Annotated in this window: 22 protein-coding genes; 10 read left to right on the forward strand and 12 right to left on the reverse strand. The window is 60.5% G+C overall.

Annotated features, from left to right (window positions below):
• Window positions 1-8: 8 nt before the first annotated feature.
• Both LVE68_RS06970 and LVE68_RS06975 read right to left on the reverse strand, forming a co-directional pair.
• A complete protein-coding gene (locus tag LVE68_RS06970; RefSeq protein ID WP_233006301.1) occupies window positions 9-1,139 on the reverse strand; it encodes an S-(hydroxymethyl)glutathione dehydrogenase/class III alcohol dehydrogenase in 1,131 nt (376 codons plus the stop codon).
• A 317-nt stretch (window positions 1,140-1,456) separates the two neighbouring features.
• Window positions 1,457-2,467 carry an AraC family transcriptional regulator gene (locus tag LVE68_RS06975; protein ID WP_233006302.1) on the reverse strand — a complete coding sequence of 337 codons (1,011 nt, stop codon included), beginning with the start codon at window positions 2,465-2,467 and terminating at the stop codon, window positions 1,457-1,459.
• A 343-nt stretch (window positions 2,468-2,810) separates the two neighbouring features.
• Between LVE68_RS06975 and LVE68_RS06980 the strand changes: the two genes are divergently transcribed.
• Window positions 2,811-3,227 carry a hypothetical protein gene (locus LVE68_RS06980; protein ID WP_233006303.1) on the forward strand — a complete coding sequence of 139 codons (417 nt, stop codon included), beginning with the start codon at window positions 2,811-2,813 and terminating at the stop codon, window positions 3,225-3,227.
• Here LVE68_RS06980 and LVE68_RS06985 read toward each other — a convergent pair.
• The 3 genes from LVE68_RS06985 to LVE68_RS06995 all read right to left on the reverse strand — a co-directional run bounded on the left by LVE68_RS06985 (window position 3,224) and on the right by LVE68_RS06995 (window position 5,028).
• The gene (locus LVE68_RS06985; protein ID WP_233006304.1) at window positions 3,224-3,793 is read right to left on the reverse strand and encodes a PhnA domain-containing protein; all 570 of its coding nucleotides are present in this window, start codon (window positions 3,791-3,793) and stop codon (window positions 3,224-3,226) included. The two genes, LVE68_RS06980 and LVE68_RS06985, sit on opposite strands and share 4 nt — an antisense overlap.
• A gap of 291 nt (window positions 3,794-4,084) precedes the next feature.
• Window positions 4,085-4,504: a CBS domain-containing protein gene (locus LVE68_RS06990; RefSeq protein WP_233006305.1), complete on the reverse strand. Its 420-nt coding sequence runs from the start codon at window positions 4,502-4,504 to the stop codon at window positions 4,085-4,087.
• A gap of 95 nt (window positions 4,505-4,599) precedes the next feature.
• Complete coding sequence (locus LVE68_RS06995) at window positions 4,600-5,028, reverse strand: Hsp20/alpha crystallin family protein (RefSeq protein WP_233006306.1); 429 nt, start codon at window positions 5,026-5,028, stop codon at window positions 4,600-4,602.
• 295 nt (window positions 5,029-5,323) lie between these two features.
• Here LVE68_RS06995 and LVE68_RS07000 point away from each other — a divergent pair, with 295 nt between their 5' ends.
• The 5 genes from LVE68_RS07000 to LVE68_RS07020 all read left to right on the forward strand — a co-directional run bounded on the left by LVE68_RS07000 (window position 5,324) and on the right by LVE68_RS07020 (window position 9,020).
• On the forward strand, window positions 5,324-5,761 hold the full coding sequence (locus LVE68_RS07000) for a host attachment protein (RefSeq protein WP_233006307.1): 438 nt from the start codon (window positions 5,324-5,326) through the stop codon (window positions 5,759-5,761).
• Between the two features lie 125 nt (window positions 5,762-5,886).
• Window positions 5,887-6,840 carry a magnesium/cobalt transporter CorA gene (gene corA, locus LVE68_RS07005; protein WP_233006308.1) on the forward strand — a complete coding sequence of 318 codons (954 nt, stop codon included), beginning with the start codon at window positions 5,887-5,889 and terminating at the stop codon, window positions 6,838-6,840.
• A gap of 108 nt (window positions 6,841-6,948) precedes the next feature.
• Window positions 6,949-7,620 (forward strand): hypothetical protein, encoded by a 672-nt coding sequence (locus tag LVE68_RS07010; RefSeq protein WP_233006309.1) that lies wholly within the window; start codon window positions 6,949-6,951, stop codon window positions 7,618-7,620.
• A gap of 180 nt (window positions 7,621-7,800) precedes the next feature.
• Entirely contained in the window at window positions 7,801-8,415 is a 615-nt protein-coding gene (locus LVE68_RS07015) for a cytochrome b (protein ID WP_233006310.1), read from the forward strand.
• A gap of 38 nt (window positions 8,416-8,453) precedes the next feature.
• Window positions 8,454-9,020, forward strand: a complete 567-nt coding sequence (locus LVE68_RS07020) for a YceI family protein (protein ID WP_233006311.1) — start codon at window positions 8,454-8,456, stop codon at window positions 9,018-9,020.
• 393 nt (window positions 9,021-9,413) lie between these two features.
• On the opposite strand, the gene LVE68_RS07025 is transcribed toward LVE68_RS07020, so the two are convergent.
• The 6 genes from LVE68_RS07025 to ectA form a co-directional block, all read right to left on the reverse strand.
• Window positions 9,414-10,835 carry a sodium/proline symporter gene (locus tag LVE68_RS07025; protein ID WP_233006312.1) on the reverse strand — a complete coding sequence of 474 codons (1,422 nt, stop codon included), beginning with the start codon at window positions 10,833-10,835 and terminating at the stop codon, window positions 9,414-9,416.
• A 106-nt stretch (window positions 10,836-10,941) separates the two neighbouring features.
• Window positions 10,942-11,895: a tetratricopeptide repeat protein gene (locus LVE68_RS07030; protein WP_233006313.1), complete on the reverse strand. Its 954-nt coding sequence runs from the start codon at window positions 11,893-11,895 to the stop codon at window positions 10,942-10,944.
• Entirely contained in the window at window positions 11,883-13,331 is a 1,449-nt protein-coding gene (locus LVE68_RS07035; RefSeq protein WP_233006314.1) for an aspartate kinase, read from the reverse strand. The genes LVE68_RS07030 and LVE68_RS07035 overlap by 13 nt, the downstream gene beginning before the upstream one ends.
• Window positions 13,332-13,418: 87 nt before the next feature.
• On the reverse strand, window positions 13,419-13,820 hold the full coding sequence (locus LVE68_RS07040) for an ectoine synthase (RefSeq protein ID WP_233006315.1): 402 nt from the start codon (window positions 13,818-13,820) through the stop codon (window positions 13,419-13,421).
• A 51-nt stretch (window positions 13,821-13,871) separates the two neighbouring features.
• A complete protein-coding gene (gene ectB, locus LVE68_RS07045; protein ID WP_233006316.1) occupies window positions 13,872-15,206 on the reverse strand; it encodes a diaminobutyrate--2-oxoglutarate transaminase in 1,335 nt (444 codons plus the stop codon).
• An 88-nt stretch (window positions 15,207-15,294) separates the two neighbouring features.
• On the reverse strand, window positions 15,295-15,891 hold the full coding sequence (ectA, locus tag LVE68_RS07050) for a diaminobutyrate acetyltransferase (protein WP_233006317.1): 597 nt from the start codon (window positions 15,889-15,891) through the stop codon (window positions 15,295-15,297).
• Between the two features lie 371 nt (window positions 15,892-16,262).
• On the opposite strand from ectA, the gene LVE68_RS07055 reads away from it, so the two are divergent.
• The 4 genes from LVE68_RS07055 (at window position 16,263) to LVE68_RS07070 (ending at window position 23,665) form a co-directional block, all read left to right on the forward strand.
• Window positions 16,263-16,781: a MarR family winged helix-turn-helix transcriptional regulator gene (locus LVE68_RS07055; protein ID WP_233006693.1), complete on the forward strand. Its 519-nt coding sequence runs from the start codon at window positions 16,263-16,265 to the stop codon at window positions 16,779-16,781.
• A gap of 417 nt (window positions 16,782-17,198) precedes the next feature.
• Entirely contained in the window at window positions 17,199-18,179 is a 981-nt protein-coding gene (locus LVE68_RS07060) for an FHA domain-containing protein (RefSeq protein ID WP_233006318.1), read from the forward strand.
• A 112-nt stretch (window positions 18,180-18,291) separates the two neighbouring features.
• Window positions 18,292-20,913 (forward strand): serine/threonine-protein kinase, encoded by a 2,622-nt coding sequence (locus tag LVE68_RS07065; protein ID WP_233006319.1) that lies wholly within the window; start codon window positions 18,292-18,294, stop codon window positions 20,911-20,913.
• A gap of 187 nt (window positions 20,914-21,100) precedes the next feature.
• Entirely contained in the window at window positions 21,101-23,665 is a 2,565-nt protein-coding gene (locus LVE68_RS07070) for a serine/threonine-protein kinase (protein ID WP_233006320.1), read from the forward strand.
• Here the strand turns inward: LVE68_RS07070 and LVE68_RS07075 are convergent, their stop codons facing one another.
• On the reverse strand, window positions 23,666-24,163 hold the full coding sequence (locus LVE68_RS07075) for a hypothetical protein (protein WP_233006321.1): 498 nt from the start codon (window positions 24,161-24,163) through the stop codon (window positions 23,666-23,668).
• Window positions 24,164-24,612: the final 449 nt, after the last annotated feature.

Consider the following 24,612-nt stretch of genomic DNA (forward strand, 5'->3'; position numbering starts at 1 on the left):
AGCCCCCGTTACTGTTCAAAATGAATGACGCTGCGGATGCTCTTGCCCTCATGCATCAGGTCAAAAGCCTCATTGATTTTTTCCAGCGGCATGGTGTGGGTAATAAAGTCCTGCAGCGGGAATTCCCCGGCCAGGTAGCGCTCCACATAATCCGGCAGTTCAGAGCGCCCCTTCACACCACCGAAGGCGGTCCCGCGCCAGACTCGGCCGGTCACCAGCTGGAATGGCCGCGTGCAGATTTCCTGTCCGGCACCGGCCACACCGATAATCACTGATTCTCCCCAGCCCTTGTGGCAGCACTCCAGCGCCGAGCGCATTACATCCACGTTGCCGATACATTCGAACGAATAGTCGACACCGCCATCGGTAAGTTCGACGATCACTTCCTGGATGGGCTTGTCGTAGTCTTTCGGGTTGATGCACTCGGTGGCCCCGAGCTTTTTCGCCAGATCGAACTTTGACGTATTGATATCGATACCGATAATACGCCCGGCCCCAGCCATACGTGCGCCAATCACCGCCGACAGGCCAATGCCGCCCAGGCCGAAGATGGCCACGCTTGCGCCCTTTTCCACCTTCGCTGTGTTCATCACTGCCCCCATGCCCGTGGTAACCCCACAGCCCAGCAGGCAGACTTCCTCCAGCGGCGCTTCCGGGTTCACCTTCGCCAGGGCAATTTCCGGCAGTACCGTGTACTCGGAAAAAGTGGACGTGCCCATGTAGTGGTAGATGGGCTTTCCGTCGACATAAAAGCGCGAGGTACCATCGGGCATCAGCCCCTTGCCCTGGGTATCACGGATCTTCTGGCACAGGTTGGTCTTGCCCGACTTACAGAACTTGCATTCGCCGCATTCCGGTGTGTAGAGCGGGATTACATGATCCCCGACCGCCACACTGGTCACCCCCTCACCAACGGACTCGACGATACCGCCGCCTTCATGACCGAGAATCGCGGGGAAATTCCCCTCCGGGTCCTCGCCGGAAAGCGTGAAGGCATCGGTATGACAGACACCCGTAGCTACCAGCTTGATGCGGACCTCGCCCTTTTGCGGCGGCATCACTTCGACGGTCTCGATGGAAAGCGGCTCCCCCGCCTTCCAGGCCACGGCGGCCTTGCATTGGATCGGCTCTGCGCTCATGAGTGCTCCTGCAGTGATTATCAGTTGGTGCCCCGGTGCGGGAACCTGCCGCACCGGTAGGGTAGCTATTATTCTGGCAAACAAATATTTCGTCCTGAAATATTTGTTTGGCGCCCATGAAATACTGGCGAAGATGCGTGGATCTTCTTGTATTTCAGGGGCTTGCGCCCGCGCTACGCTCGGCGGCTGCACATCCATGTGCAGCATTACCCCGACAATATCTCATTGCCGGGGTAATAACGATAAGCGTTTGTGCCCTTGCTGCGTGTGACTTGGCGCGCCATTCCGGCAATGGTTGAGGTTCTGGAGCGACAGATTCAACCCGACTCGCGCTGCTGCTTGCGCCACTGTAACGGTGACTTGCCGTGAATGGCGCGAAATGCCTTGGAGAAGGCACTGATATCGGTGTAACCCAGCGTGGCAGACAGCAGGTTGATGTCGATACTGGAAGAGCGCAGGTGCCAGCGGGCGGTCTGCATGCGCGCATCCTGCACCAGCTGCTTGAAGGAAGTGCCCTCGGCACTGAGCCGCCGCTGCAGGGTCCGGGCCGGCATCCCCATCAGGCCGGCCACCTGGGCCAGGCTGTGGCGCTGCGCGCCAAGGGTCTGCAGAATCAGCGTCTCCACCTGTGCCGCCACACTTTCCTGGTGTTCCGCCAGCAGCTGGCTCGTGAACTCCTGGAAATACCGTAGCAGGCTGCCACTGGGGGGGCACACCGGGCGGCGGGCAATAGCGGCATCAAACACCAGGCAGTCGTGCTCCTGGCCGAAAAATACCTCCGTGTGGAAGAAGTCCCGGAGCCGTTGCGGGTCGGCCACGGGCTGCTGGCGGAAGGTCACCATGCGGGGACGCACGTCCTTGCCGGCAAGGTCCAGCATCAGGCGGTAGCAGGCCGCCATGGAGAGCTCCCGGTACTGGCGCGCATCGATGGGTCCCTCGAAGTGGTCGTAGCGCTCGGCAATCAGCTGCTCCCCCTCGACCCGCATACGCCAGTGCTCCGCCTGGTTGTGTAATGCCATATAGCGCTGGGTCACCGACAGTGCGGTTTCCAGGTCGACATTATCGAGCAGCTGGCCCAGCGCCCCGAGCATCCGCATCCCCTGCATGGCAGCCAGCCGTACACCGAAGTCCCGGCACTGCAACTCTTCCGCGCAGATATTCAGCAACCGGCACAGGGTGGCAATCGGCACCAGCAGGTCCGGGCGCCGCATACAGTCTTCCGGCAGGCCCACCCGGGCCAACAGCACGGACGGATCGCCGCCAAGATGGGGCACCAGCTGGTTGAATCCCGCCAGGGCGCCACTGCGAATTTCGTAATTCGGTTTCATCGATTCTTCTGGGGGTCCTTTTCTCGCTTACCGACCCGGTGGCACAGCCCTCCCCGGGCTTGCAACCACTGTGCCGGTGGCGAAGTAAATTCAATCACTAATGATGCGTGCACAACTTAACGCCTTCGCCAGGCTGCCTGTGCCACAGTGGTGCACTCCAGGGAGCCATTGGATAAACCCACAGCGTCGCTGCAGGTACTGAAGCGTGCGGGTGCCGGGCGCATCAGTTCGCGAGCGGCCACAGTCTCCTGTAACTGCTGCAACGGCGCAGATGCTGGCCTGAAACTTGCTCCAGCTCAGGGTGAACGCACTATATTCAACAGCAACCAAAGGGACAGCCTCTATGGACAATCATCACTGGTTGATGAGCGCAGAGGCGCTCACGCTGCTGCGCAAGTTGCGCAAACGGCTGCAGGCGGAATTCGATATCAGCCTCCGCTTCTCAGAATATGCTTTTGAGCAGCACCTCGCCCGGGCAAAGCACAAGACCGTGGACGGGGACACGCGGCATATGATTGCGCAACTGGAAAAACTGCGCGGCGCGCCTTTTAGTACTGGCGATGAACCGGCCCCCCGCCTGTATCGCGGCCAGCCAATCCTGCAGGAAAACCGGGACATTTACGCCATGATCTATGGTGACGAACTATCCCTGCACGATGCGTCCCAACCCCGGCGGCAGCAGCGGAAAAAAATGTACCGGGGGCAGGTAGTGCTGGAGGAGGCCCATCACCGCCCCGGACAATCCAGCCGCGAGCACTAGCCGGTCTTTTTGACAAACCTGGTCAGGATGACAATACGCTGGCCATTGACGCGCCCCTCGATCTGCTCCGGGTTATCGGTCAGGCTGATGCCGCGCACTGCCGTGCCGCGCTTGGCAACAATGCTGGTGCCTTTTACATCCAGGTCCTTGATGACAGTGACCGTATCCCCGGCCCGCAGCTCGACGCCATTACAGTCACGCTGTACCACCCGCTCGCTTTCGGCCACAGTAGCGCCCGCCTCGGCCCAGTGGCGCAGGTCGTCATCGAGGTAAAGCATATCCAGCAGGTCCTGGGCCCAGGTTTCGCCGCTGAGCCGCTTCAGCAATCGCCAGGCCTGCACCTGCACCGCCGGCACCTGGCTCCACATACTGTCGCCCAGGCAGCGCCAGTGATCACTGTCGAGGGGCTGCTCCCCCTCCAGCTGTGACCGGCAGCGGCCACAGACAAGGATTTCGGTGTCGCTGCGCCCCTCGGAGTGCGGCACGCTGTATACGCCCAGCTCGCTGCCATCACCGCATAGCTCACATTTTTCGCCACTGCGCTGGCGGAGCTGCTGTTCATTCATCTTATAGGGTCCCTCATTTATTCCGCCCGGCCGGGTAGCCGGTCGGAAGCGGCGCGCATTATACCCGCCAGCCGGCGACTGCCAAGCCGATGCCCCGGGCGGCCGGGTTGCGGTACTGGGCACAAGGCTGGCAAAAGCGGATAAAACACGCCCCGGTGGCGACATTCGCCGGCCGGGGCAGGTATCGATCTATCTCCGCTAAATGCAATCCACCGGAGTCGAGCGCTCATCGGCCCTAAATCCATCCTGGGGCCATATAGCGCCGCTCCGGCAATGTGGTTCCAGGCGCTCCTAGCCGTGATGGGCGGATACGCTCGCTGCAAACTCACCGATTTCATTCTGCGCCAGGGAGTGGGAAATGTCCCCCAGGCTCAGGATGCCGACCAAACGCTTCTCGCTGTTCATCACCGGCATCCGGCGTAGCTGCAGTGACTCCATTTTGTGGAGGGCTTCGTGCATATCATCGTCTTCCCAGCACCACTCGATACCCTCCGTCATCACGTCACGGGCAGTCATCGAGGAAAGCTCGCTACCCTCCACCACGCCCCGGCACGTGATATCCCGGTCGGTGACCATACCAATGAGGTGATCATTCTCGCCGATGGGAACAGCACCAATATCCTCGTCGCGGAGAATTTTTGCCACTTCTGATAGCGGGGTATCCGGTGAACACCAGGTGACACCCTCGTGCATTGCCTCTTTTACGTTCATGGGAACCTCCTCCCCGGGCGCCCCCCGATTGACAACCGGACGACAGCCCCTGGTTAATATGCAGGATTAGTCAGCGCCGCGGGGCGGCGCTTGCTTTAGTGAATTTCAATCCGGTGGTGACGGGGCTCGGGCTCCTTGCGCTTGGGCGCCGTAAGCGTCAGCACCCCGTCCTTGAAACTCGCATCAATTTCCTCTTCACTGATATCCGTGCCCAGGTTGAAACTGCGCATGTACTTACCGTAGCGTCGCTCCTGGCGGATCACGCGCCCCTCTTTTTCCTCCTTGTCTTCCTGGTGCACTTCCGCCTCGATGGTGAGCACGCCATTTTCCAGCGTGACGCTGATATCATCCTTGTTCACCCCGGGCACTTCTGCACTGATTTCATAACTATCCTCGGTTTCCCTGATATCGATTCGGGGAGAAAAGAAGCCTTCCTTCCCCTCGCCGCCAGCGCGTCCCGTAGACATCCACTGGTCAAATATATTGTCGAGATCCAGTAGTGATCCCCTCGGTATCAAGCTCATAAACAGTTCCTCCGCAAACTTGCGCCGGTAGGTGGAAACCCGCTCCCGGGGAAAAACCCCGGCAAGGCTCCCCTGCGCCCGAATTGTAGGGAGAGCGGCATTGATTGGTAGGGCTGCAGGAACTGATCGGCAGCGTGAGCAACAGCGGGACAGGATGGCCTTTCCTGCAGGCCAAAAACATGGATCTTCTATGCCGGGGAGGTCTAAAGAGCGCTCCGAATATACTTTTATTCCCAGCTGGATGGCGCCGCGTTCAACTAAAATGGCATAAGACACTGTTAGCGAGGAACTTGCCATGGCCATTTCCTGGGTGCTCGTAGCAAACCAGTCCCACGCCCGACTTTTTGAGGCAACCAATGCCACGGGGAACCTCCACGAAGTAGAAGGCATGATCTACCCGGAAGCACGCATGAAGGGCACTGAACTTTACTCAGACGGCCCCGGGCGGTCATTCGACAGCGGGGGCGAAGGGCGTCATGGGATGGGTAACCCGCGCGAGCTTCATAACCGGGCGGGCAGCAGGTTCGCAAAGGAGCTGGCCCATGCGCTCGAGCGGGGTCGCCAGGAGGGGCGCTATGAGAAACTCTACATCATTGCCGAGCCGCAAATGGTAGGGAACCTGCGCGATGAACTGGACCCACCGACACGGGCTACCATCGCCGGTGAGTCAGGCAAAAACGTGGTCCATTGCGCACCAGAGGAAATACGCTCACAACTTCCCCAATTGCTCTGAACCTCACCACAGACGCTACCGGGCACGGCTCCAGACCGTGCCCTTACCGTATCCAGCTTGCGGTTAGCTCCCCCCGACAGTCTGCTTTACTATGGTTCCAACCCGATCGCCACACGGACAAGGCAATGCTGAGACTTTTCGATATCAGGCGCGGCAGAATCAGCGAAGCAGCGGCTGCCACCCCGCCGGAACCGAAGCAGTTGGCCGAGGCTGTCTGGATTGATATCCAGGAGCCGGAAGAACAGGAGCGGGAGCTGCTGGAGGAACTGCTGCGGACTGAACTGCCGGAATCAGAGGATGTGGAGGAAATCGAGGCCTCGGCGCGCTACTTTATCGACGCCGCGGGCGTGCACATTCACTCGCTGTTCCTCACCCAGAGCGAGGGTCGCCACGACACGTCCACCGTGGCCTTCATCCTGCAGCCGGACCGGCTGATTACTGTCCGCGACACTGAACTGGCAGATTTTCGCCTGCTGCGTATGCGGGCCCGCCGTGGCGGCGTGGAGGCCCGTAGTGCGCAGGAGCTGGTCGTCGAGGTGTTCGAGCAGAAGGCGGAAAACCTGGCTGACGCGCTGGAGGATATCCACCTGAAGCTGGGGGAAGTCAGCTACATGGTTCTGGAGGATGAGTCCGCAGAACTGGAAGATGCCATCGACCAGCTGGCCAAGGTGGAGGACAGCAACGGCAAAGTCCTGTTGTGCCTGATGGATACACGCCGCTCCATCACCTTCCTGCAACGACATATACAGATCGATGGCGATCAGCAGGAGCGGTTTCGGGATGTCATCCGCGATATCGACACGCTCTCCGCCCATACCAGCTTCCTGTTCGACAAGATCAACTTCCTGATGGACTCCACCCAGGGCTTCATCAACATCGAACAGAACCAGATCATCAAGATTTTCTCTATCGCCGCGGTGGTGTTCCTGCCCCCGACAATGGTGGCCAGTATCTACGGCATGAATTTTGAGTTCATGCCGGAGATGGACTGGGAACTGGGCTACCCCTTCGCGCTGGGCCTGATGGTCCTCGCCGGGGTGGCACCTTACCTGTATTTCAAGATAAAGGGCTGGCTGTAACGGCCCCTCTGGCGCCTTTTACTACGGCAGGATGTGCCGCCCAGCTGCTAGAATTCTTTGTCCTGCAGCAAGATTTCGCGCACCGGTACACAGCAACCGGAGAAGAAAATGGTGACACCGACCCACAAGAATTTTCACCGCAAGCGCTGGCTCAGCGTGCAGCAGGCCGTCGATCACCTGAGCGCCCTCTCGGAGGAGCCGCTCAGCGGCGCCGACCTGGCCGACCTGGCCGAGGAGCACCAGCTGGACCTGTACTGGTACCGCCCCGGCCAGCAGGTGGCCTATATGGGGCGCCCGGAAGTGACCACCCTCGACACCCCACTGCGACTGTGCGGGGAAGACCACAGCGACTGGCACGCAATTGCCGATATCCTGCGCCACCACCCAGCACTGCCCGCATTCGAACAGGACACCCCACTGCTGGAAGACGCCAACGGCGACCGCCTGCGCATCACTTTTGACCGTCGCCACAGGCCCGAACCCTTCAGCAGCCGCTGGTATCCCACCCTGGCGGAGCTGGTGGTGCGCCGGGAAGACCTGGAGCAGCTGGAACCCCATCTCTTTTCCGGCCAGGAAGCCGCCGGCACCCACGTGCTGGAAACCCCACTGCTGCTGCGGGTCATCTGGCAGCTAGAGCAGCTGGCACTGGATGGCGACCACCATTCCACCGCCTGGCTGGCAGACCAGCTGGCGCGTCGATCACCCGGCGTGGATCGCGCTGACCTGGAGCGGGTCCTGGACGCCGCCCAGCGCGAGGGGCTCCGCGGTACGCCACACTAAGTGCCGCAAACACCGGCCAGCAGCCATTTCTAATAAATCGAAAGGTTACTCCGCCTTTTTTCGCTGGAAGGCATCGTCGCAATTTATTTACACTCCCTTCATCATCCAGGGCTGGTGTGCGGTTCCGTAAGCGGTAACCGCCCGACGCCATAGAAAATCCAGTAAAACGGGAGGAGACCTGTGGCGGCCAGGAACAGCAAACAGCAATACGGCTGGATGGCCATCGCCCTGCACTGGCTGATGGCCCCGGCAATTATCGGCATGTTTGCGCTGGGCTGGTGGATGCGCCAGCTGTCCTACTACGACCCCTGGTATCGCCAGGGCCCGGAGATCCATAAGGGCATTGGCATCCTGCTGCTGGCACTGTTGCTGCTGCGCCTGGTGTGGAAGGCCATGAATCCGCACCCCCAGGATGTGCCGGGCACACCGCGCTGGCAGGCGCTGGCGGCACGGGCGGCGCACGGCGGTCTCTACCTGCTGCTGCTGGCCATCATGGTTTCCGGCTACCTGATCTCCACTGCGGATGGCCGTGCCATCAGCGTATTTGGCTGGTTCGAGGTTCCCGCCACCCTGCAGGGACTGGCCAACCAGGAAGACCTGGCCGGGGAAATACACGAGGTGCTGGCGTGGACCCTGATGGGGCTGGTGGCCCTGCATGCCCTGGCCGCCCTCAAGCATCACTTTGTAGACCGCGACGCCACCCTGCGCCGTATGCTGGGCCTGCGCGGTAATCCAGCGCCGGTCGGGCGCCGTAACGAGTCAGGTATGAACGAAACCGCCGAACTGACTAAATAATCACCACTCCACCAATCACTGAAGACCGAGGAACGACAATGAAGAAAATCGCCATTTTCCTGTTCGCCGCCCTGATAGGCGCCACCGCCCAGGCGGCCGAGTACAAGATCGACACCAAGGGCGCCCACGCCTTTATCCAGTTCCGCATCAAGCACCTGGGCTACAGCTGGCTCTATGGCCGCTTTGATGAGTTCAGCGGTTCTTTCGAGTACGACGAAAAGAAACCCGCTGACTCCTCCATCAATGTGGAAATCGATGTGGCCAGCATCGACAGCAACCACGCCGAGCGCGACAAGCACCTGCGCGGCGAGGACTTCCTGCATGTGGAAAAATACCCCACCGCCACCTTCAAGAGCACCAGCTACGAGCCCGTGGGCGAGGGCAAGGGCAAGCTCAGCGGCGAACTGACCCTGCACGGCGTGACCAAGCCGATCGTGATCGACGTTGAGCACGTCGGCGGCGGCCAGGACCCATGGGGCGGCTATCGCCAGGGCTTCACCGGCACCACCGAATTTGCCCTGAAAGACTTCGGCATCATGTACGACCTGGGCCCGGCTTCCCAGACCGTGGAGATGATCCTGGACGTGGAAGGTATCCGTATCTGAATCTGATAACGGCTTACATCCATTACCCGAAAGCCCGGCACATGCCGGGCTTTTTTGTGCGCGGCATATGCGCCTGCCGGCAGGGTTCTGCACCCAGCACCTCCTGTGCCCGCTGATACATGGGCGGACACAAGGTCCGCCCCTACGGCTAACCGCCAGGGTATTCATAGGGATACAGGACGACGGGAAAGAACCCGGGGCGCTGCCCAACGCCCCCTCGGTGCACCCTGTGGACTGGCAGGATTGCACTCTATCTCGCAGAACCTCGCGGTAAGGGGACACCGTGTCCGTCGTTGTACTGGCGAACGCATGGGGACGCCGGATTGGCAGGACACAAAAACGAAAAAGCCCGGCACAGGCCGGGCTTTCAGGACATCGCTCTTCGGTTTGCGGTCAGGCCCGCGCCTCACTCGCCAGGGGTGCCCGCTCCAGCAGGCGGCTGCCGCCGTAGACCGCAAGGCCGGCGAGGATGCCCGGCATGCCCTCGTAGATATGGCTGTGCCAGCCCAGCCCATAGCGCCACAGCAGGGCCGTGGCCAGGCCCACCACACTCATGACGATGTACACGCGCTGCGACGGCCGTCCGCCGAGGGCCAGCACGATCAACAGCGGCGCAAATGCCGAGGCCAGCGCCGACCAGGACATCACCACCAGGCTGAACACACTCTGCTTGTTCAGCAGCGCCCAGCCCACCGCAGCCACGGTGATTGCCAGGGTGGCGGCCTTGAGCATCCAGGTGCGCTCGACCCGGTGCGGGATGATGTCGTGGGTGAGTGCGGCGGAGCAGCTCAGTACCAGGGAATCTGCGGTGGACATGGTGGCTGCGAACACACCCGCCAGGATCAGCCCTACCAACACCGGGTGCAGCAGTTCCTGGGCCATCATCGGCAGCGCCAGCTCGGCGTCGAAGCCGCCCGGGTCGCTCAGCATGATCCGCGCCAGCATGCCCACGCCGGTAGCCATGAAATAGAACGCGGTGAACCACAGGTAATACCAGCAGCGCGCGTGCACCATGCGGTTCTCATCCTGCAGCGCCATAAACCGCACCATCACATGGGGCTGGCCGATTACCGACAGGCCTGCAAACAGCCAGCCGATCGCAAACACCACACCACCGGCAAGGCCCGGCAGCAACATATCTTCCGGATACCAGTTCAGGAACCCCTCGACCTGCCCCATCTGGTCCCAGGCGGCGCCCAGGCCACCGACCGACTGGGTGGCGGCGTACAACAGGATTCCCATGGCCACGATCATCACGATCGACTGCGCGGCGTCGGTCCAGATCGAGGCACGGATACCACCCGCCAGGCAGTAGGCCGCCACAATCACCCCGCCGATCACCGCACCACTCCAGATGGGCAGGTCCAGCAGCACGTACAGCGCCTTGCTGCCGGCCACCAGCTGGGCACTGGCGTAGGCCAGCAGGAACATCAGCGCCAGCACTCCGGCAAGGCGCTGCCAGGTGGCGAAACGGGAGCCGCCCCACTTGCTGATCACGCCGGCATAGCTGCTCTCGCCGGTCTCGCGTGTGGCGCGGCACAGGGAGCGGTGTACCCACATGGAGCCGAGAAAGTCGCCCAGGATCCAGCCCACCATCAGCCAGATTGAGGCGAGGCCGGTGGCGTAGGTGTAGCCAATCACACCGATAAACATGTAGCCGCTGTTATTGGTGGCCACGGCGGAAAGCCCCACCAGGAATGGCGGCACGTCACTGCTGGCGAGGTAATAGTCATGTTTGGTGCCGCGGCTGCGCAGGTATGAGCTGATACCAACGGCGGCAAACAGGGCGAGGAAGAACAGGAAACTCAGTAACACGGGCCACTCCTTGCGGTCGTTATTATTGTCAGGTGATCAGCCCCCGGCCCTGGGCGGGAGGCGAAACCCGGTAGACCAGTGTGGATCGACCGGGCGTATATCGCAATCAGGCGCTGCTGGAGCGGGCCGCGGCTGCACTGGTATCCGCGGGCTGGGCACTGACACTCTGGATACCCATCAGCTCGGCAAAGGGTGGAAACTCAACCAGTCCGTCCAGCGCCGGGTCATCCATCGCCTCATCCCGGTAGGCACTGGAGATATCCAGCGCCCGCGCCAGGTTGGCCACTGCCTCTTCCCACTGTTCCTGGCTCGCGTGGGCACAGGCCAGCTGGTAGTAGGCGTTGCCGTTTTCCGGGTCGATTTCCAGCGCCTGCAGGCACAGGTTGATCGCCCACTGCGGCTCACCCAGTTCCAGCACGGCGTCGGCCTTGTAAGTCAGCGCCTCGCCATCGTCCCGGCGCAACCCCAGGATCTGGTCGTAGACGGCAATCTTGCCCGCGGGAGTATGCTCGCGACCGGCACGCAGCCACAGCGACTGGATTTCCTGGGTCAGCTCAATCTCATCGCGGTTGTGCTCGATATGCCGCGTCTTCTCACTGAGCTGCTCCTCGATACTGCGCAGGCGCTCCTCGTACTGGGTGACCAGTTTGTTCACTTCATCCGTAGCGAGGCTATGTACCTTTTCCTTGATATCCCGGATGGAAGTCCAGCCGACAATTACCAGCATCGAGCTGACGCCGGCAATCAGGTAAAAGAAATAGGTCACCGTGTCGGTGGCATAGGTGATGGCCTTGTCGGCGGCGTTGATCTGCCGGTCCACCACTTCCTGTGTAATCGCCACCCGCTGCTCCGCCATTTCCTTGCGCAGCTGCTTGAGCTCATCCAGCACGTAGCGCTCGACAAACGGCGTGTACAGGGGCTCCTGGAGCTTATTGACATGCTCCTCGGCCGCCTGCTGCTTTTCTTCTTCCTGCCTTGTTTGCGCTTCCTGCTGGGCGCTGGCTGCCAGCGGCAGCAGTAATGCCGCCGCCAGCATCAGCCATGCACTCAGGCCGCGCATATCGCCTCGCCGTGGTCATAGACCTCGACCAGTGCGTGGTGCAGGCTCTTCACCGCTTCCTCGTAGTCCGTCTCGTTGATCACGAACTGCATATCCACCTGGCGCATGGACTGGTGGACCGCCAGCACGCTGATACCGGAGCGGGCCAGCGCGGCAACAGCGCGGGACAGCATGCCCGGCACTTTCATGTCGCTACCGATGGCGGATACCACGGCCACCTTGCGTACCTGGATATCACAATCCGGGTACTTCTCGCAGATGGCGCTGCGGATACGCTTCACCGTTTTCAGGTTATTGGCAATAAAGTGGGTGATGGTATTGGCGTTGATGTCCTTGGTTACCACGCTGCCCTTGAAGCGCGCGATGATATCGTTGATGGAACGATCGTAGCTGGTCATCAGGCCCATCATGTCCTGGTCGAAACACTCCACCGCGTATATGTTCTTGCGGCCGGCGATAATCTCGACACAGGGGGTTTCGCTGACATAGTCACCGGTCACCAGGGTGCCGCGGTGCTCGGGCTCGAAGGTGTTCATCACGCGCAGGGGGATTTCCTGCTGGCGCAGGCCCTTCGCCGCACGCGGGTGGATTGCCTCCATACCCAGGTTCGCCAGCTGGTCCGCCACATCGTAGTTGGTGCGGCCGATCGGCACTGCCTGCTCCTCGCCTACCAGGCGCGGGTCGGCACTGCTCAGGTGATATTCCTTGTGAATGATGGCCTCGCGTGCCTCGGTAATTACCGCGATACGACTGAAGGTCATCTCGCTGTAGCCACGCGCGAAGGTATTCATCAGGCCCTCGGCGGTGTGGGCATAGCCGGTGACGATCGGCAGTTCCCTCGCCATGTCGATATCCTTGAACGCGCGCTCGATGCGCTGGTCCAGGGTGAGGTGGTCGCTGTCCTGCCAGCCGGTCAGGTCGACAAAGCGGGCATTGATGCCTTCTTCCTCACGCAACAGCGCGGCGGTGTTCCAGGCGCTGTGCGCCTCACCCAGGCTGGCGAGCATTTCGCTCACAGTATTGAGGTGGCCTTCCAGCGCGAAGTGGCCGTGCTGGCATACCCGCTCCAGGTCCCCCAGGCAGCGCTCGGCATCTTCCAGGCGCTCCCCGATAAAGTCATTGGCCTTCGCCAGCAGTTCCGGATCCTTGAACAGTGATGCGTTGATTTCCCTGACGCGCTCGCGCAGCCCCTCGATGGCCTCGGACCAGCTGCGGTCCTCATTGGCGTCGGCGAAGAGAGCGAAAATGCCCGGACGCCCGGACTTCTTGTGCTCCAGCAGCAGGTCGGTGATACCGCCGTAAGCGGATACCACAAAGATGCGCTGGTACACACCTTCCATCGCGGCCTTGCGGTTCTTGAGAACAATATTGTCGCGTACCGCGGCATAGTCGCTCATGGACGTGCCGCCAATCTTTTCCACCGTGTGTTCTTTCATGGTCTTCCTGTAGATGTTGTGTCTGGATGTATGTGAACCGGCGCCCCCGATCCTATCGGCGGCGCCGGTGCGAACCTCGCAACATCTTTATTTGTCGGATACCTCTTCCGCATCCAGTTCGTACGCGCCTTCCGCGTTGTGCACTTCCTTGCCGTGCAGCGGCGGATTGAAAACACAGGCCATTTTCATTTCTTTCTTGGCGCGCAGGATGTGCTTGTCGTTCTTGTCCAGGATATAGATGGTACCCGGGGTGATCGGGTAGACCTTGCCATCGGCAACAGTTTCCACTTCACCCTCACCGGACATGCAGTACACAGACTCCAGGTGATTCTGGTAGTGCAGGTTCAGGTTGGCACCCTCATAAATGGTGGTGATATGGAAGGAAAAGCCCATGTTGTCGCCCTTCAACAACAGGCGAGTGCTCTCCCAGCCCTCGGAAACAATACGTCGGTCGCTTTTCTCTGCTTCTTGCAGCTGTCTGACAATCATTACTGGTCTCTCATCAAATTAGTTTAAGGACTAAATTTTCACGGGCGCCGATCAGGCGGCGCCAGCCAGGGATTCCTTACCCTTTTCCGCGTCGGTTTCCTCGGCGAAGAAATCGTGCTCTTCCGGCACGTCCTGGCCCTTCAGGACTTTCTGTACCGCCGCTTCGACGATATCCAGGCCACGCTTCAGGTTTTCATCACTGATGGTCAGCGGGCACAGGGTTTTTACCACCTGGTCGTCTGCACCGCTGGTTTCGATCACCAGGCCGTGCTTGAACGCTTCGCTGGTAATCTGGTCGGCCAGCTCACCGCTGATGCAGTTCAGGCCACGCATCATGCCGCGACCGCGGGTGGTCATGTTGCCGTCACCGTACTTCTCGACGATGGCAGACATCCGCTGCTCGATGTACTCACCCTTGCGCTGCACTTCTTTGGCGAACTTGTCGTCGCTCCAGAAGTGGTCGATGGCCGCCTTGGCGGTAACGAAGGCCAGGTTGTTGCCACGGAAAGTACCGTTGTGCTCACCCGGCTTCCACTGGTCCAGTTCCGGGCGCATCAGCACTACCGCGAACGGCAGGCCGTAACCACTCAGGGACTTGGACAGGGTGACGATGTCCGGTGAGATTCCGGCTTCCTCGAAGCTGAAGAAGGCACCGGTACGGCCACAACCCGCCTGGATGTCGTCGACGATCAGCAGCATGTCGTGCTTCTTACATACCGCCTCGAGGTTACGCAGCCATTCCATGCTGCAGGCGTTGATACCGCCCTCACCCTGCACGGTCTCGACCATTACCGCAGCCGGGTGGTCCACGCCGGAGGAGGAGTCGGACAGCACCTTGTCCAGGTAGGCGGTGGTGTCGATGTCGTCGCCCAGGTAACCCTCGTAGGGCATGCGGGTAATACCGCTCATGCTCACGCCGGCGGCGCCGCGGTGGTGGGAGTTACCGGTGGCGGCAAGGGCGCCCAGGCTGCAGCCATGGAAACCGTTGGTGAAGGAGATGATGTTCTCGCGGCCCTTCAGCTTGCGCGCGATCTTCATTGCCGCTTCCACGGCATTGGTGCCGGTCGGGCCGGTGAACTGCATGACATATTCCATGCCGCGCGGCTGCAGGATCTTCTCGGCAAAGCTCTCCATGAACTCGCGCTTGGCCTTGGTGTGCAAGTCCAGGCCGTGGGTGATGCCATCAGCCTGGATATACTCCAGCAGGGCTTCCTTGAAGACCGGGTTGTTATGGCCGTAGTTCAGGGTGCCGGCACCGCCGAGGAAGTCCAGGTACTGGTTGCCTTCCTCGTCATACAGGTACTCGCCCTGGGCCTTGTTGAAAACCCGGGGGAAAGCGCGCGCATAGCTCTGGACTTCCGATTCGATTTCGTCAAAAACTTTCATGTTGTCAACCTTTGATTGGTTAATGTCTGATTTCAGGATTCAGGAAAACTCAATTCTTACCCGGCATATATGACATGCCGTCGCAACCTCAGCTGCCGGCCTGGGTAAAGGGACCGATACGCAGCAACATCTCGCTGTCATGCTGACCCTGGAAGTGGCGCTCCCGGTCAAACATCACCGATTCATTGCACTCAGTGCCCAGCTTGCGGGCAAGGCCGCGGAACAGGGCCCAGGAGGCCTCGTTGTCCGGCGTAATGGTGGTCTCCAGGTAACGCACTTGCGCACAGTTCGGGCGACCGAGGATCTCGCGGATCATGCGGCCGGCGAGGCCCTGTCCGCGGCCTTCCTCGGCCACGGCTACCTGCCAGATAAAGAGAGTGTCGGGACGCGACGGGACCAGGTACCCGGAGACGAAGCCGGCGAGTTTTCCGGCAACCTCCGCGGCGACACTGGTGTCGGCGAAATGGCTGGTCTGCAACAGGTTGCAGTAAACGGAATTTTCATCCAGTGGAGGGCAGCGCTGGATCAAGCGATGCACATCGGCACCGTCTTCACTGACCGGCTGGCGCAGCAGGGCTTCCTTCCTGGCGGAATCCTGCCGCGCCTCTACCTTGTCTTCCGGGGACTCTTCGGCTTTGCCTTCCGAACCCCCGCCCTGATTGTTGGCTACGCTTGTGGCGCTCAAATCAATACCTTTAGTCATCAAATTGTATTAAAAGGCCCGGAATCCCTGCGCTGGCACGCAATTTAGGCCTTAAAGGCCAAATTTGACCTTTTGTCTAATTAATTGTTTACTGCTCTAAACAATTTTTTGCATAGTACTCTAAACAAACACGCAACCGCAAGACCAAACCCATGGAGACTGAACAAAATCTGCCCAACCAGGAGCTGGTAGAGAGCACGGAAAGGGACCCCGGCCAGCCCAGTGAGCACAAATATGACCGGCGCGCCCGAGCGCAGGGCGAGCGCGTGCACGGCAGGATTGACAAAACGCCACCGGCGCATAAAGTCGGACGCGAGCGGATGTCCCGCCGAGAACTGCAGAGCCTGCTACTGATGGACAAGATTGAAGAAGTACTGATCACCCTGCGCCGCCTGATCCGCGCCACCGACCTGCACTCGAAACAACTGGTCAAGACCGCCGGCCTGACCGCGCCGCAACTACTGTTGCTCCAGGCCATCCGTGAAAAAGGCCAGGTAACGATCGGCGCGCTGGCCAAGGAAATCAGCCTCAGCCAGGCCACGGTAACCACTATTTTAGACCGCCTGGAAAAACGCGGGCTGGTTTACCGCGAGCGCTCATCAGAGGATAAGCGCAAGGTGCACGCCTACCTCACCGACAAGGGCATGGACTTTATCCGCGACGCGCCCACGCCACTGCAGGAGCACTTCGTGCGCCAGTTCCGCGACCTGCGCGACTGGGAGCAGTCCATGATCATCTCCTCCCTCCAGCGAGTGGCACTGATGATGGACGCGGAACATATCGATGCCTCTCCGGTACTCGACATCGGCGACCTGGACCGCAAGGTGAGCCGCAACCAATCCGGGGAAAAAGGCGACAAAAGCGACTACTAAGCGCCCGCCACGATCGTCATCGGGCGCCATTTCCGCCGCTTTCTCAGGCGGACTCCCCCGCCTTCGCGCAATCCATGGGCGAGAGTTGCCACGATGGCACGCAATCATTGCATTTACACCGCAGATCGGTATAAATGAAGCCACAACACTAAGGTGGCGCGACACTTTTGAGTTAGCGCCCACTTACTCAAGACATGGCGTAACAACTAGAAAACCAGGGACTTGTCGCAAAACCCACCGCCACTGCACGGCCTGCCGGAGAACGGCAACCGGGCAGGCATGTGTGCTGGTGCGACTCCCCTATGCGCCTGGCGAAATCAGTCCATCCCACGGACCGGGCTCCCCGCCAGGCCACAGTTCTGCCTGTCCTGATAACGCCTGAAAGCAAACACCCCGCAGGGATCAAGGGACAATAAGATGGCTTGTTTGCAGCACCCGGATAGGGAGCACCCCGAATACCTGATGGCCCACCACACTGTGGGCCGTCGCCTTGGCGCCGTGGACACCCGCATCGCCAGTGCCGAGATTTCCGGTATCCACGCGGCCATCCAATGGACCGGTACCCACTGGAATATCCGCGACCTGAGCCGTAACGGGACCTGGCTCAACGGCCAGCAGCTCGTGCCCGCCAGGAATTATGAGCTGGAGCAGGGTGACAAAGTCTGTTTTGGCCGTGCCACCAACCCGGCGTGGGTGGTGGAGAACATCGACGAGCCGGAAAACCTGCTGATCGACCTGAAGTCGGGTGACGCCCTCTCCCTGGAGCAGTACCACCTGCTGCCGGATGAGCGCGAGCCCCTCGCCAGCCTGCATTTCAACCCGATCTCCGGCCAGTGGCTGTACGAACTCACTGGCAGCTCCAGTGGCAGTGACAGCGCCATCGCCGTCGGCCATGGCGAGCGGATTGACTGCGGCCATTACAGCTGGGAGTTGTTCCTGCCCGACAACCAGGGGGCAACCAAGGAACTCTCCATGCAGCAGATGACCATCTGCGAATTCGACCTGCGCTTTTCGGTCAGCCACCATGAAGAGCATGTGCAGCTGCAACTGCGTCGCCCGGACCTGCAGGTGGCCCTGCCCGCGCGCATCCACCACTACCTGCTGCTGTACCTGGCCCGGGCCCGTATGGAGGATATCGAACGCGGTGCCGATCCGGACTCCCAGGGCTGGGTGTCCATCCAGGTTGCCACTCGCGAGCTGGGCATTACCGTCAACCACCTCAACACCCAGATCTTCCGCGCCCGCAAGCAGATTGCCGAGGCGCTGCCGGACGCTATCGATACCTCGGGACTGGTAGAGCGGCGCTCCTGGGAGATTCGCCTGGGGTGCAGCAACTTCGAGATTTACAAGGGCTCACAGCGCGAGTCCCGGGCCGGCTACATTACCGAGCCCGGCTGATCAATACGGGCGCCCCTGGGGGAAGGGAAGCGGGACGCCCGGATAATCACGGACAAACAGACTTCGTCAGGGAAGGCAGGGAGCAGCAACAGGGCCATTCCCCGGAATATTGATGTCAGAAGAACAACCAGAACAGATCGGACGCTACAAAATCACCGGGCAACTTGGCGCCGGTGGTATGGGCGTGGTGTATCTCGCTATCGACGAGCACCTCCAGCGCCGGGTGGCGATCAAGCGACTCATCAGCAACCCGTCCAGCGACACAGCACACTTGCGCATCCGCCAGGAGGCCAAACTGCTGGCGCAGCTCAACCACAGCAACATCGTACAGATTTACGATGTAGTGGAAGAAGCCGGCAAAATGGCGCTGGTAATGGAGTTTGTCGACGGCTGTACCCTGTCCCAGTGGCAACGGGAGCGCAATCCCGGTCTCGCACAAAAGCTCGATATCCTCGACCAGGTGTGTGCCGGACTGGCCCGTGCCCACAGCATCGGCATCATCCACCGGGACCTGAAGGCCGACAATATCCTGGTGAACCAGGACAACACTGCCAAGATCACCGATTTCGGCATCGCCAAGAACTGGCGCGAAGAGAGTGACCTCACCCGGGAACAGCATGTGGCCGGCAGCTGGGGGGCGATGTCCCCGGAGCAGGCGCTGGGGCGTCCGCTGGACAACCGCTGCGACCTCTTTGCCCTGGGCGTGCTCGCCTACCGCCTGCTGACCGGGCAGGGCCCGTTCGGCGATCACGACAGCGCCTTTGTCATTGTGGACCGTATCGTCAACAGCGGGCACCCGCCGGCGCAGAAACTCAACCCCGAGCTGCCCGCGCCGCTGTCGCACCTGCTCGACCGGTTGCTGGAGAAAGATCCTGACAAACGCCCTCTCAGCGCCAGGGCGGTGGCCGAGGAACTGCACAACATTCGCGCCGCACTGGACGCGAAGACCGCGGTTTCCACCACCAGCCGCACGGTCACCGTTACCGCCGAGAGTTTCCACGCCCAGGCACGACGCCGCCAGAAACAGCGCAAGCCCCTGCTGGCCGGTGCGGCTATTGCCGTGGCCGCCGCCGTCACCCTGGCCTCCCTCGCCACCCTGATTCCCACAACGGAAAAACCGAAGGGCAAGTACCTCGCTATCCTGGCGCCACACGAGAAAAACCTCGGCAGCCGGGAAATGCGCCTGCTGGGCAACAACATCCTCAGCGCCCTCAAGCAGGGACTGTCCAACCGCCAGGGCCTGCTACTGGTGCCCTACTCTGAATCCCGGCAACTGGCCGGTGAGAGACTGCAGGACCAGGTCGAGGCCCTGAATGCCGACCTGCTGTTGCACCCGTCACTCTCCTGTGAGGGACAGCAGTGCGAGGTGTCCCTGGAGCTGATCGAGGCCGATAACCTGGCCGTGATCAGCAACCGCACCACGACCCTCAATATCAACGAGGGGCTGGAAACACGAGCGCGCACCATGCAGCAGTTGAACTACCTGCTGCGGGATTTCCCGACCCGCGATGGCGCTGCCCAGGCAAATATCTCCGAAACGGACTACCAGCGCTACCTGGCCATTTACGACGATAAAAACTCCGGTAGTACCGACCGGGAGCAGGCAATGGAAGCCCTCGAAGCAATGCAGCGGCGTACACCGGCCTTTACCCCGTTCTATGAACTCTACAGCGAACTGGTGATCGACCAGCGCTTCAACACGCGCCATACCGATGCCCTCGACCGGCTGCGGGAATTCCTCGCCCTGGCGCCACACAAAGTCAGGAACCACCCGGACCTGCTGCTGGCAGAAGTGCGCCTGGCTATTGTGGACGGCAATTCCAGCCGTGCCGAGGCCCTGCTGGACCAGCTCAGGATGAGCCTCCCGGACCGCGCCACCTACTACCAATTGCTCCATTTCTACCATCAGGAAAGCGGCAATTACGACAAGGCCCTTGCCGCCATTAACAACGCCCTGGAACTGCGCACCAGCCACCGCTACCTGCTGCAGAAGGCTGTCACCCTGAGCACCCGGGGCGATATGGAAGCCGCCCGGCCCCTGCTGATAGAGGCCCTGGAGATCGACAAGGACAACATGATGGTGATCTCCGTGCTGGCCGCCAACGAACTCGACAGAGGCCACCCGGAAGAGACCATCCGCCTGCTGCAGAATGCCCCTGTGGAAAAGCTGCGCACGATGGACACCTACAACCTGTGCCTGGCCTACTACATCGAGAAACAGTTCGAGCAGGCCCAGTCCTGCTTTGCCGGCGCATCGGAACGGGCACCAAAGGATGCCGATATCCTGCTATACCAGTCGGAGATTGCGCGCGCCCGGGGCAAAACGGAGCAGGCGCACCAGCTGGCGGAGCGGGCCCTGTCGGTGACAGAGGGGCGCGACGACTGGGAAGGGTTGCTGATGCGCGCCCGCGCCTATGCCGAACTGGGCCAGCCGGACAGGGCGATCAGTACGCTGATCCGGATACGCCGTACCGCCCCGGACGATCTCTACGTCAATTACACCCGTGCCCAGGTTTATATCGCCAGCGGCGACCTGGTGTCCACCCGGGCACATGTGGAAAAAACCCTGGAGCTGGGCGTTTCCCCAATCTGGTTCAACACCGCGCGCTTCGCCCCCATCTGCTCCAGTGACAAATTCGCACAGTTGCGCCGGGAACACCCGGGACTGTGCCAGTCCCGGCAGCAGGAACCCACCCGCATGGCGCAGGGCCAATCCGCCGGGGACGAGGGATAGGGCCAGAGCGCCGTGAAATAGAAACAGAGACCGACGGGACCGGCCGGGAAGCATCCTTGAACCATGAATTAGTACCGCCACCCTAAAAGCGGTAAACTTGCGCCCAATCGCCCGCAGGCAACCAGGATCACTGCCCGGACGGGCGGAGATGTAACGGACCTGTCGTCTCCAACAAGAATAAATGGCCATGGAAATCGCCGAACCACCACAGTCCCTGCTCGGTCGCTACCGGGTCGAGCGCGCGCTCGGCGCCGGCGGTATGGGCGTGGTGTACCTGGCCCGCGACACCCAGCTGCACCGCCCGGTGGCCATCAAGCAGCTGCGCGCCGACGCCACCACCGAGTCCGCCGGCGCCCGCATCCGCTCCGAGGCCCGCCTGCTGGCCCAGCTCAACCACCCCAATATTGTCCAGCTGTACGACGTGATCGAGCGCGATGGCGATATCGCGCTGGTAATGGAGTACGTGGAGGGCACCACCCTCAAGGAATGGATGCGCGAGCGCACCCCCACCCTGCGGGAGAAGCTGGACCTGCTGATGCAGATCTGCCGCGGTCTGTCCGAGGCCCACAGCCTGGGCATCGTCCACCGCGACCTGAAGCCGGACAATATTCTGCTGGCCATCGGCACCGGCGGGGTCACTGCCAAGATCACCGATTTTGGCATCGCCAAGTCGCTGCAGCAGGAAAGTACCGATATCACCCGCGAGGACCATGTGGCCGGCACCGTGGACGCCATGTCCCCGGAGCAACTGCAGGGCCAGCCCCTGTGCCCGCGCAGCGACCTGTTCAGCCTGGGCGCCATCGCCTACCAGCTGCTGTGCAACGCCCGCCCGTTCGACAAGGGCGACGGCGGCAGCCTGGCACTGGCCCACAAGGTAATTCACGAACCGCATATCCCGCCGCAGCAGGCCAGCCCCGAACTGCCGGAGCCCCTGGCCGCCCTGCTCGACCGCCTGCTGGCCAAGCAGCCCGGGGCACGCCCGGAATCCGCCCAGCAGGTCTACGAGGCGCTGGCCTTCCTGCACCAGCACCAGGCCGCCGACACCGACAGCGACGAATTCTCCGCCACCGTCACCGCCCTGCTGCGCAAGCCCCCCAGCCAGCGCCGCAAGCTGTACAAACGGCTCGGCTATGCCGCCGCCCTGGGCGCCTTCACCGTCGCCGGCTACCTCGGCTGGGAATACGCCACCCGCCTGGAACCGCAATATATCGCCGTGATGCCGGTGGAGATCCATGGCGAAGTGCGCGGCGAGGACAACGCCAGATCCCTCACCGCAACCATGGTGCGCCAGGCACTGATGAACTCGGTCTCGCAGCTGAAGGCCAGTGCACTGGTGAGTTTTACCCCGAAAGACGGGCAGGACTTTGATGCCCAGCTGCAGGCATTGCGGGACAAGGGCGTCACCGATGCGCTGTTTGCGCGGCTGGAATGTGCACGGGTGCGGTGTGAGATTGAACTGCAGCGGATTGGGCCAGCGGATGAGGTGGTAAAGGAGCAGGCGGGGTTTGCGTTTCTGGTGGATAAGCGGCAGGAGGCGGAGTATAGAATCGGGAATAGTGCAGCAGCGCTATTCCCTGATGGCTATGCCAAGTCTGCCAGCCAACAGGTACTGATGTCACAGTCGGACTACACCGATTACCTCGATATCGTCAGCCGCCTGGACAGCAAGGATGTAGCGGAGGAAGACCTGGCCACCCTCAATCGACTGCGTAGTATCCACCCGGAAAGCAGGATGGTCTATCACACGCTAGTCAATGTCTCCGCAATACTACACGTGCTCACAGGGGACAAACTCTACCTCGACTCGGCTTTATCGAAACTCAATGAGGCAAAAGAGTTCGGGATCGAGGAAACCACTGTCGATGAACTCAAGCTTTTCCTTTACAGCCTGGGGGATTATCAGGAGCAGTTTGAAGCCCTCTCTTCCAAGCTGGAATCATCGAATTATCCGATCGCCGAACTGAGAAACAGACGGGCCCGTTATTTTTACCGAAGCGGAAAGTATGAGGATGGTCTGCAGGAGGCAATAGAAGCAGCTCAACTCAACCCTTCGGCCGATAATCTGTATCTAATTGCCATCAACCAGACTGCAAGCGGCGACTATAGTGCTGCGCGTTCAACACTCGAGCGACTGACTGATAGCTATCCGGAACATTGGTCCTCCTATTCACTTCTGGGGGTAATCGAACTGGAGGGTGGCAACCTGCCAGAAGCGGAAGCAGCCATCACGGCCATCCCGGAGGAGCTACGCAGCTGGCGGACGAAGTCCAATCTTGGGAGTGTTTATTTCTTACAGCAGAAATACACAGATGCATTGCAAACCTTCCAGCAAGTACTATCCAGGGCACCGAACAACATCCCCACAATCGGGCAAATCGCCGAGACACACCTGATGCTCAATAACGCAGATAGTGCCAAAGCGTCTTTCATGCAGCTACTGCAATTAACTGAAAGGAAAGATGACTTGGAATCACGAATGTATCAGGCTATCGCTCAAGCCAATTTGAACCAAACCTCCTCATCAATCGCATTAACCATGAATCTGCTTCGGGAAGCCCCTGAAGACACCGACATAAAATACAATGCCGTACAAGTTTACTCTCTGGCAGGAGAATGGCGCTCAGCAAACTATTATATGGAGCAGCTACTAGAGCAGGGAATGAGTGCAGAGTGGTTTAACCTGCCGGCGTTCCAGCAACTCTGCACCCAACCCGAGACATCAGAAGAAGTTTCTTCCGCTATCTGTGACTGATTAAAGCGGATCAATCAGAGCGTTGGGGTCACCTGATACAAAGTGCACATTCAGCGAAGGGCTGTAGCAAAACCACAGGAAGGAGAAATCGTCCGCAACTTCCTCAACATCCCAGATCTTGATCTTCAGCTCCTTGCCGCCACTGTTATTTTTCACACGGGTACGGAACTGGTGACGGAAATCCGGGCTCAGGGGGATAATCCCGTCCAGCTGTTTGCAGCTCTCGAAATCCATAAACTGCAGGTCGTCAATACCGAACTCGGAGCTGTCCAGGGTCACATTGAGGGTCAGTGCACCCTGTCCACTCTTGATCTTGAAGTCCATATTGCCGAACGCCTCTGACGGGTCGAGGTTGCCCGCCTCGTTCAGCTGCCAGTACTGCGGCACGCCATTCTTGGCCGGCATCGGTTTCAGCACCAGGTCGATTTTCCGTCCCTGTTCCGGAAAGTTCCATTCCAGGGTTTTCAGGTCCGCGCACTTGATCTCTGAATTTTCCATTTCCAATTCCTGTATTCTTATTTCATCCAAATGGCCGCGGGATCCCGGTTCCGGAATCCCTTGAGGTCACCTGTGGCCCGGACTTCCCGCAGCGCCATCCCCTAAAACCGCGCGGTGTGGTGCTTTCACCCCTGCCCACACTCGTGCAGCGCCCCATAGAATAATCGCAACCCGCACCGGAACTCCATCACATTTCGAGTGTGACAGATAAAAAAAACCGGCAGCAACCAGGTTACTGCCGGTCCGAATGATGGTCCCAGCCATCGACGGTTACAACAACACTATCAAGAGCGAAATGGAGCCTCCTTGCCCCCGTCAGGCCCTTCCCCAAACCCCGGCACTCCAAGGCTCTGTGAAAGCCGGGGCCGGCCTGACGATCCAGCTTGCGCTGAATAGGTTTCCGTACCGTGCCGGGTTTCCCCGGCCTCCGGTCCATCGGATACTGCGGT

The sequence above is a fragment of the Microbulbifer sp. YPW16 genome (assembly GCF_021290385.1).
Taxonomy (GTDB): domain Bacteria; phylum Pseudomonadota; class Gammaproteobacteria; order Pseudomonadales; family Cellvibrionaceae; genus Microbulbifer; species Microbulbifer zhoushanensis.

Excerpts from the sequence above, each read along its gene's own strand:
- LVE68_RS06990 (WP_233006305.1), bottom strand. The coding sequence starts at position 4,504 with ATGAACGTAAAAGAGGCAATGCACGAGGGTGTCACCTGGTGTTCACCG.
- LVE68_RS07010 (WP_233006309.1), top strand. The coding sequence starts at position 6,949 with ATGGTGACACCGACCCACAAGAATTTTCACCGCAAGCGCTGGCTCAGC.
- LVE68_RS06970 (WP_233006301.1), bottom strand. The coding sequence starts at position 1,139 with ATGAGCGCAGAGCCGATCCAATGCAAGGCCGCCGTGGCCTGGAAGGCG.
- LVE68_RS07020 (WP_233006311.1), top strand. The coding sequence starts at position 8,454 with ATGAAGAAAATCGCCATTTTCCTGTTCGCCGCCCTGATAGGCGCCACC.
- LVE68_RS06980 (WP_233006303.1), top strand. The coding sequence starts at position 2,811 with ATGGACAATCATCACTGGTTGATGAGCGCAGAGGCGCTCACGCTGCTG.
- LVE68_RS07040 (WP_233006315.1), bottom strand. The coding sequence starts at position 13,820 with ATGATTGTCAGACAGCTGCAAGAAGCAGAGAAAAGCGACCGACGTATT.
- LVE68_RS07030 (WP_233006313.1), bottom strand. The coding sequence starts at position 11,895 with ATGCGCGGCCTGAGTGCATGGCTGATGCTGGCGGCGGCATTACTGCTG.
- ectB (WP_233006316.1), bottom strand. The coding sequence starts at position 15,206 with ATGAAAGTTTTTGACGAAATCGAATCGGAAGTCCAGAGCTATGCGCGC.
- LVE68_RS07065 (WP_233006319.1), top strand. The coding sequence starts at position 18,292 with ATGTCAGAAGAACAACCAGAACAGATCGGACGCTACAAAATCACCGGG.
- LVE68_RS07035 (WP_233006314.1), bottom strand. The coding sequence starts at position 13,331 with ATGAAAGAACACACGGTGGAAAAGATTGGCGGCACGTCCATGAGCGAC.
- LVE68_RS06975 (WP_233006302.1), bottom strand. The coding sequence starts at position 2,467 with ATGAAACCGAATTACGAAATTCGCAGTGGCGCCCTGGCGGGATTCAAC.
- LVE68_RS07070 (WP_233006320.1), top strand. The coding sequence starts at position 21,101 with ATGGAAATCGCCGAACCACCACAGTCCCTGCTCGGTCGCTACCGGGTC.
- LVE68_RS06995 (WP_233006306.1), bottom strand. The coding sequence starts at position 5,028 with ATGAGCTTGATACCGAGGGGATCACTACTGGATCTCGACAATATATTT.
- LVE68_RS06985 (WP_233006304.1), bottom strand. The coding sequence starts at position 3,793 with ATGAATGAACAGCAGCTCCGCCAGCGCAGTGGCGAAAAATGTGAGCTA.
- corA (WP_233006308.1), top strand. The coding sequence starts at position 5,887 with ATGCTGAGACTTTTCGATATCAGGCGCGGCAGAATCAGCGAAGCAGCG.
- LVE68_RS07075 (WP_233006321.1), bottom strand. The coding sequence starts at position 24,163 with ATGGAAAATTCAGAGATCAAGTGCGCGGACCTGAAAACCCTGGAATGG.
- LVE68_RS07000 (WP_233006307.1), top strand. The coding sequence starts at position 5,324 with ATGGCCATTTCCTGGGTGCTCGTAGCAAACCAGTCCCACGCCCGACTT.
- LVE68_RS07055 (WP_233006693.1), top strand. The coding sequence starts at position 16,263 with ATGGACAAGATTGAAGAAGTACTGATCACCCTGCGCCGCCTGATCCGC.
- LVE68_RS07060 (WP_233006318.1), top strand. The coding sequence starts at position 17,199 with ATGGCTTGTTTGCAGCACCCGGATAGGGAGCACCCCGAATACCTGATG.